Source organism: Bradyrhizobium glycinis (assembly GCF_016031655.1).
In the GTDB taxonomy this organism is placed as follows: Bacteria; Pseudomonadota; Alphaproteobacteria; order Rhizobiales; family Xanthobacteraceae; genus Bradyrhizobium; species Bradyrhizobium glycinis.
This window is the reverse complement of record NZ_JACCHQ010000049.1, coordinates 21,725-28,249: the sequence shown is the minus strand read 5'-3', so window position 1 is coordinate 28,249 and position 6,525 is coordinate 21,725. Positions and strand designations below refer to the sequence as shown.

At 60.2% G+C, this 6,525-nt stretch carries 4 protein-coding genes and 2 pseudogenes; 1 reads left to right on the top strand and 5 read right to left on the bottom strand.

Annotation, left to right across the window (positions count from 1 at the left end; genetic code table 11):
* Both HZZ16_RS36265 and HZZ16_RS36260 read right to left on the bottom strand, forming a co-directional pair.
* A partial coding sequence (locus HZZ16_RS36265) for a transposase (RefSeq protein ID WP_197955568.1) occupies nt 1-214 on the bottom strand: 214 nt, incomplete at its 3' end.
* 395 nt (nt 215-609) lie between these two features.
* Nucleotides 610-1,053 (bottom strand): annotated as a pseudogene (locus tag HZZ16_RS36260) (transposase); the annotation flags it as partial.
* 72 nt (nt 1,054-1,125) lie between these two features.
* Between HZZ16_RS36260 and HZZ16_RS36255 the strand changes: the two are divergent.
* Nucleotides 1,126-2,502 carry a transposase gene (locus tag HZZ16_RS36255; RefSeq protein WP_376707615.1) on the top strand — a complete coding sequence of 459 codons (1,377 nt, stop codon included), beginning with the start codon at nt 1,126-1,128 and terminating at the stop codon, nt 2,500-2,502.
* Nucleotides 2,503-2,543: 41 nt separating this feature from the next.
* Here the strand turns inward: HZZ16_RS36255 and HZZ16_RS36250 are convergent.
* The 3 genes and pseudogenes from HZZ16_RS36250 to HZZ16_RS36240 form a co-directional block, all read right to left on the bottom strand.
* Nucleotides 2,544-3,314: pseudogene (locus HZZ16_RS36250) on the bottom strand (IS256 family transposase); the annotation flags it as partial.
* 389 nt (nt 3,315-3,703) lie between these two features.
* Entirely contained in the window at nt 3,704-5,251 is a 1,548-nt protein-coding gene (locus tag HZZ16_RS36245; protein WP_197955567.1) for an acetolactate synthase large subunit, read from the bottom strand.
* 173 nt (nt 5,252-5,424) lie between these two features.
* Entirely contained in the window at nt 5,425-6,510 is a 1,086-nt protein-coding gene (locus HZZ16_RS36240; protein WP_246510681.1) for an ABC transporter ATP-binding protein, read from the bottom strand.
* Nucleotides 6,511-6,525: the final 15 nt, after the last annotated feature.

The window sequence follows — 6,525 nt, the reverse complement described above, 5'->3', positions numbered from 1 at the left end:
TCGCCAACCGGCGTGCTTGCCGGCGCCAGGTGAACACTTGTTGTGGGGTCAGCCCGTGCCGCCGGGCAATCTCGGAAACGACCGCGCCTGGTACCAGCGTCTCCTCAACAATCCGGGCCTTGTCGTCCTTGGAGAACCAACGACGGCGTCCCGTCTCCGTGATCACTTCCAGCCCGCGCGCCGTCACGTCCGACTTAAGCGTATGGTCAAGCATAGACACAAGCCGATCCCTTCAAAGAGATCGTGAAACTCGCCTATCCCATCTGCCGCGAGAAGGTGGGAGCGGAACGACGCTTACGCATAAACCAAAATGCCTGGCGATCATTCGTAGCCCACGCTTGAGGCAATGAGCAGCCCGATCGGCAAGACATTTGAGCGGGATGACGCGCCGCGACATCGCAGGCACAATCTCCGTGTCGTCCTCACATGGCAGAATCTATTGCCACGAGTAGATTTGAGTTCTGTGCGTCAAGTTCAGCAAAATCGATCATGGGGTCCGGCCAAGCCATCCCTCGGAGCCGCCGTCGCTCGCTCGCCCCAAGCGCAGCGCTGGCGAGCGACGGCGGCGGAGAGGGGTGGCGTCCATCCCTTTGGTGGGCCTGAGCATCGTCAGGCCGCCCGACGCAGCGTCTCCTTCTTGTGCTCCTTCAAGAGATCCATGTTCAGGTAGCGATGGTCCTCGAGCCAGGCCTCGTGGCGCTCGACGGTCAGCGCCCGCACCAGCCTTAAACAGCTCTCGGCGTTGGGGAAGATTCGCACCACGTAGGTGCGCCGCCGGATCTCCTCGTTGAGGCGCTCCAGCATGTTGGTCGACTTCATGTGCTTGCGGTGCACCAGCGGCAGCCGGAAGTAGGTCAAGGTCTCCTCGATGTTGTCCTCGACCCAGCCGGTGAGCTTGGGGTATTTGCCGCTCCATTTGGCAAGCCACGCCGCCAGATCGCGCCGGACCTCGCCAAGATCGCGCCGGTCGTACATCCAGCGCAGCTCGAGCAGGCAATCGTCGTCGACCTTGCGCGGCACGTAGTCGAGCGCGTTGCGCAGGAAGTGCACATAGGGGTCGTTGAAAAAGCTGCAATTGGCTGATTCCGTTTTGGTCGGCGATTCGCGATGGGCGGAGCAAACGAGATGCTGGGGCGCAAGGAGCGGGATCAGTTGGAGCTCTTCATCACTGGCACGCTCAGACAGCTCGTCCCAGATGAGCACGTGCTGGCGCGGGTCGATCGTGTACTTGACCTGTCCTGGCTCAGGGAAGAGGTCTCCGACTGCTATTGCATGAACGACGGTCGGCCAGGCATCGATCCGGAGGCCGCGGTACGCCTGATGCTCGCGGGTCTGCTGACCGGCATCATACACGATCGCAAGCTGATGCGTGAGGCTCAGGTCAACATCGCCATTCGCTGGTTTGCTGGGTATGGCCTGCATGAGCAGCTACCGCACCATTCCAGCCTGACGCGCATCCGCCAGCGCTGGGGCGAAGAGCGATTCCGTAGGATCTTTAAACGCACGGTCGAGGCCTGTCTGAAGGCCAAGATCGCAACAGCCGAAGTGGTTCACATCGATGCGTCGCTAATCCGCGCCAATGTGAGTTGGGACAGCCTCACCGAGCAGCATGTGGTGGATGTGCTGAGCGAAAATCAAAGCGAAGATGAGAGAAAGGCCCGGCAAAGCGGGAAGTACAAAAAGGTCTGCACGACTGATCCCGATGCGACAATGGCTACGAATGCCCGAAACCGGCGGCTGGAACCCGCTTATAAGCAGCACACGGCCGTCGATGACAAGGTCGGTGTCATTCTGGATGTCGCGGTCACGACTGGACAAACGAACGAAGGAGAGATGATCGAGCCGCAAGTCGATGAGGTTGAAGCGATTACGGGCATCGACATAAAGGTGGTCACCGCCGATGCGGGCTATGCCTACGCTAAAGTCTACGGCGCGCTCGAGCGGCGCGGAATTGATGCCCTCATCCCAGCTAAAGCGGAACCAATCAAGAGTCGCGTACCGCTCAGACGCTTCCGGTACGATGCCAAGAACGACATCTTGAAGTGCCCGCGAGGGCGTATCTTGCGCCCCGCTCGGCCCATCAAGCACGGCCGTTTCTTTTACTCGAAGGCGAAGGATTGCACCCGGTGTCCGCTCAAGGGCGATTGCCTATCCAAAGGGCGGGCTAACAAAGCGGTCGTTGTCGGTGACCATTATCCGGCACTGCTGCGCGCCCGCCGCCGTCGCGAGCGATGGAGTAAGCAGGATCGACATCTCTATCAACGCCATCGCTGGCGCTCAGAGGGCTTCCACGGCGAAGCCAAAACTTGGCATGGGCTGGCGCGCGCCATACGGCGCGGTCTACCAAATATGAAGATCCAGGCCTACCTCACGGCCGCCGCCATCAACCTCAAGCGGCTGGCAACCGCTTTCCTTGCGCTTATTCTGTCTTGGATTGTCCCTTATAGCGCGTTTGCGGCTTCAGAGCGCGCCGTAGCGCGGATTTTAACGAGAGGGCCATGACGGGGCCGGTCGCTGCATCGCGCGAAATCTATTGGCCACTTCTTCAACGACCCCACATAGCAGCGCTGCCAGGACACGCCGGCGAGTCCTTCGGCGATCGCCTTCTTCAGCCCGGGATGATCGTCGGAGACCACGAACTCGACGCCATGCAGGCCGCGCGCCTTCAACGCTTCCAAACACTCCTTCCAGCTCGACCGGCTCTCCCGGTTGGCGAGCTCAACCGCGAGCACCTGGCGCCGGCCTTCCCAGTCGACGCCGATCGCGATCAGCACCGCCTGGCTCGCGATGATGCCGTCCTCGCGCACCCGCTCATAGCGCGCATCCAGGATCAGGTAGGGGAATGGCTCCTTGAGCTTGCGTTCGCAGAACGCCTTCAGCGACCCATCCAGCCGTTTGTTGATCGCGCTGATCGCCGAGGCCGAGAAGGCATGGCCGACCAGTTCCTCGGTGACCTGCTTGACCTTCCGCGTCGAGACGCCTTGCACGTACATCTCGGCCAAGGCCGCAACCAGCGCCTTCTCCGAGCGCTGATAGCGCTCGAACAGCTCGGTCGAGAACCGCCCCTGCCGGTCCTGCGGCACCTTCAGCTCGATCTTGCCGACCCCGGTGATCAGCGAGCGCGGATAGTAGCCGGAGCGATAGCCAAGCCGTCCTTCGCTGCGCTCCCCTTTCTCCGCACCCAGCGTCTCCGTCATCTCGGCTTCGAGAATTTCCTGCACCGCACCCTGGATCAGCGGCTTCAGGAACTCCTTGTCAGACCTCAACAACTCTTTGACTGCAGAGACATCCGTCCTAATCTTCGTCACGGTCATGGCGGGTCCAAGCTCCTCTACGAGCGGTGATCTTCGCAATCACCGGACTTACCATGACCGCTTCAGCCTCTCAGCTTTTGCAGAACCTCCCGCACACTACCTAGATTTGAAAGCTTCGGTCGCGGCTACTCTGTCGCGCGGCGATCAGGATGGATCGCCGGATTTCAACAAAACTTTTGCGCGCGACATTCTGTGCCGCAATCATCTCTCCGTCGCGACACTGACCCGCCATCCAGATTGCCGCGACTTCCCATCCAGATCGCCCGCTACAGCTACTGGCTGTTCGCGATCAATCAAATTGGCCTCTCGCCCTCGACGAGATTCGTCAATCAATAGCACATGGGCCTAAGCGCCAGTCGATGCTCGCCTAGGGCGGAGGACCTGACCGCTTAGGTGATCAGTACTTCGACCAGATAAGGTCCGGGCGTCGCAAGTCCGCGCGCCACCCCGATATTGAACTCATCCATCGTGGTCACCCGGGCCGCCGCCACACCCATACTTTTTGCCAATCCGGTAAAATCGATGTCAGGCCGGCTGAGATCGAGCATATCCAAAGCCTTGCGCCCGACATTTTGCGCCCCCACCTTGGCCAGTTCATCTCTGAGGCAAGCGTATGATCTGTTATTGAACAGCACCGTCGTAATGTTGAGGCCCTCACGCACCTGGGTCCACAGTGATTGAATGGCGTACATCGCGCTGCCATCCGCCTGCAGGTTGAGCACAGGTCTGTTTGGGCAGGCAATCGCAGCGCCCGTGGCCATGGGCATGCCGAGTCCAATCGATCCGCCCATGTTCTGGAGCCAAGTATGTGGCTGCGAATTCCAGGTTGCAGAGAAAAAGCCACCGCCAGTCGAGATCGATTCATCGACCACGATCGCGTTTTCGGGAATCAACGCGCCGAGTGACTGCGAGAGGCTGGCGCCAGTAATTGCCCCAATGGCTAACGACGGCGGCACCAGCTTCGCGGCCTGACTCGGAACTGTTTGAGCATCCAATTCATCCGCAAGTCTCTCGAGCGCATCCAATGCGTCGTCTTCACCACGCGCAAGAGTCAAGAAGTCGGTGTCCTCAGAAGCCATCAAGCTTGGCTTGTCGGGGTAGGCAAAGAAGGCCACCGGGATGCGGCTACCCACGAGGATAAGATGCTTAAGTCCCGCAAGTGCCGCACGCGCCTGGTCAACTGGGTACGGAAGGCGATCGACCGGAACGCGGCCAGCGCCACGCTCAATCCGGCCAACAAATGTTTGCGCCATGATTTTCGCACCTGTCTTGGCACATATGCGCCCTGCTAGATCAAGGCCGCGCTGCCGGAGCGCAAGTCCCCCCAGCAGGACCATCGCGGGCTCGCCGGAACGGAGTGCCTTGGCAACATCCTTGATGCGATCCTGCGAAACCCGTACTCTTTTGGGTGCTTCGGCCACAGCAGCGGGGCCACCGCCTTCATTCCAGGCGGTATCGGCCGGAAGAATGAGGGTTGCGACCTGACCGGGTGGGTTGCGCGCCGCCGCGATGGCCGCGGCGCCATCAGCCGCAACACGCGTTGCGCCGGGGGAGGTACGGACCCAGCCAGAAAACGGCTTCGCTGCCCCTTCAATATCTGACGTGAGCGGTGCATCATAGTTGAGATGGTAGGTTGCGTGATCTCCCACGATATTGACGATCGGGCTGGACGCCTTGGTGGCGTTATGCAGATTGGCGAGGCCATTCGCCAAGCCTGGGCCAAGGTGTAAAAGAGTGGCGGCCGGCTTTTCGGCCATACGCGCATAACCATCCGCAGCGCCAGTAGCGATTCCCTCGAAGAGCACGAGCACGCAGCGCATACCATCGACGCGGTCGAGGGCCGCTACAAAGTGCATCTCGGAGGTGCCTGGATTTGCAAAGCAGGTGTCCACGCCTCCGGCAACGAGCGTACGAACCAGACTTTCAGCGCCGTTCATTGGATGGGTTCCTCGTGTGACTTACATCGCAGCGCCGCGAAGCACATCGCTCGATCGCGGGCAGAGCGATAAAAAAGAGACGGCTGCGAAAGCCCCGCGCTCAGGCATCTGGATTGAGAGGCGGGCCCAGATTACACACCAGGACCAAAGTTCGATGCGGCTAATCGGGCAAGTTAATCTGTCAGGATTGTTGCATCGTTCGCAACCCAAGAGGCTACGCAGGGATCGCCAACCTCCATGGAATGGTCCGATACGTTCAGCACCTTCGATCGCAGCTGCAATCCCGTTTCGCTCCGGAATTCCAGAACTGTCGCATCGCCAACGAACGTCATGCCGCTGATGCGTCCCTGAATTCCGCCGGATGAACCAGCGCTCGCTTCCAGACGCAAATGTTCCGGGCGCACGCACAGAGTCGCATCCCTATCCGCATCCTGCCACGGCGGAGAGGGCAGGCGTTCGCCCGCAGGACCGTGCACGATGCCGGACTTGAGCTTAACAGGGATGAGATTGACCTCACCAACGAAGCCCGCCACGAACAAATCGGCCGGCCTGCGATAAATGTCCTTCGGCGCCGAGACTTGGCGGATCCGGCCCTCGTGCATCACCGCGACACGGTCGGACATAGCAAGTGCCTCATCCTGGTCGTGCGTGACGTAGATCATCGTCTTGCCGACTTCCTTGTGTAACGTCTTGATCTCATTCCTGAGATGCTCGCGCAGCTTCTTGTCCAGCGCGCCCAAGGGTTCGTCGAGCAGAAGAACGGGCGGATCGAAAACCAGTGCCCGCGCTATCGCCACTCGCTGCTGCTGACCGCCGGACATTTGGTGGGGGTAGCGGGAGGCCAAGGCACCGAGATGCACCTGATCGAGGATGCGATGCACCCTAGTTTCGATCTCCGCCTTTGCCATACGCCGCATCCGAAGCGGATACGCAACGTTCTCCGCGACTGTCATGTGTGGAAAGAGTGCATAGTTCTGGAATATCACGCCAAGTTCTCGACGATGAGGCGGCAGACGCGTGATATCCTTGTCGCCCAACAGAACGCGACCGCTGTCCGGCATCTCGAAGCCGGCGATCATCATCAGGGTCGTTGTCTTTCCCGATCCGCTGGGCCCCAACAAGGAGATGAACTCTCCAGGTGATACGGAAAGACTGACGTCGTCGACGGCCATCGCGCTGCCGTAACGCTTCTGCAAGTCATGCAGCGTAATGCCTGCGGTTTTCACGTCAGTTCCGTTCACGGTCGCTTTCATCAACATTTCAGCTCCCCAGGG